The following is a 1,409-nucleotide window of genomic DNA, read 5'->3' on the forward strand; positions in this document are numbered from 1 at the left end:
GGCTCTTTGACAAATGTTGTGAAATCTAAATAGCACCGATTGAATCTTATTATCTCTTTAATTTTTAAATTTAATCTTAAATACTTAGTAATGATAAAAATACACGGCGTTTTAAGTTTTCAACTTTGGGAACACCGTAGCCAATTCTTTTGATCAATTTTATTTTGTTATTTAATCCTTCAGCAAATCCATTGGTTATTCTAGTTTTGAAATAGTTAATAATATGCTGTTCCCAGCGTTTTAGTGTTCCTTTAGCTTTATAGAAAAGATTTAATTTAGCCTGGCTAACATTTTTATACCAGTGATTTAAAGCTTCAATAGACTCTTTGACATCAGGTATTTGAAGAAGATCTCTAAATTCCTCTTTTAACTCCCATGCTTTTTCTAAAGCAGGAGATAATTTAAATATTTCTATTAGTCGCTGATGGCCGTTATCATCAAGATCTTCACCAGCCATCAGAAGGGTGAGTCTTGATTTATAGAACTTCTTTCTATTGGCAGCAGTCTGTTTATCCTGTTCCTTTATTCTTAGCTTATCTAGAGCATTATTAACAGTTGTAACTAGATGAAACTTATCAACCACTATTTTAGCATTTGGAAAAACAGTTTCTGCAACAGCTTTATATGGGCTCCACATATCCATGGAGAAGTATTTGATCTGCTCTTTTAGTTTCTTAGGCCAGGTATTGAAGTACTTAATTAAATCATCTTTTTTTCTAGAAGTTAATATATCAATTAATTTATTATTAATCGGATCAGTTAAAGCGACCGCGTATTTATGTTTTTTCTTGATTGCAAATTCATCAATACTGATAGCTTCAACTTCATCTAAAGTTGCAAGCTGAGCTTCTTTAATCAGAGTGTCTAGTTTGCTGCGCACCGAGTTTTGAATACTGGTATAGCTAAGACCATGTTCTTTTGCTACTCTTGAGTAATCGCGACTATCAGTCTGCTTTAAAAGATTCATTTTAAAACGCTCTGTTTTCCTTGAGTATTTAGTAATACTTTCTATTCTTTTAGGTATTGCTCTTTTACCGCAATGACTGCATCTATAGCGTTTTTTTAAAAGTCTAATAGCTACCTTTTTATCTCGAAGAGGAGTATCTTGAACTACTTGAACTTTTCTATCGTGAACTTTATCTACTTTTTTACCGCAGACTGGGCATTTAACATAATTTTTTCGATAGTCAGCTACAAAAACTAAATATTCTTCAGTTTGAATTAAATCTGTTGCAACTAGGTCTGGTAAATTCATTAAATCTGTGATAAACTTATTATGCATTTGCTTGACTCCTTTATTGAATTTTTGGTGTTGTAACTATTTAATTCAACGGAGCCAGGCAAATGCCTTTTTTATTTAGATGTTTTTAAATTCACAATTTTTTCTTCACAACATTAATTATACAACC

The 1,409-nt window shown here is 31.5% G+C and carries 1 protein-coding gene; it reads right to left on the minus strand.

Annotated elements, in window-relative coordinates; all coding sequences use genetic code 11:
* Positions 1-76 precede the first annotated feature (76 nt).
* Positions 77-1,282 carry an ISL3 family transposase gene (locus tag LJ207_RS12190; RefSeq protein ID WP_229346770.1) on the minus strand — a complete coding sequence of 402 codons (1,206 nt, stop codon included), beginning with the start codon at positions 1,280-1,282 and terminating at the stop codon, positions 77-79.
* Between the last annotated feature and the right edge of the window lie 127 nt (positions 1,283-1,409).

Origin of the sequence: Halanaerobium polyolivorans (assembly GCF_020711195.1) — a bacterium.
Lineage (GTDB): Bacteria > Bacillota > Halanaerobiia > Halanaerobiales > Halanaerobiaceae > Halanaerobium > Halanaerobium polyolivorans.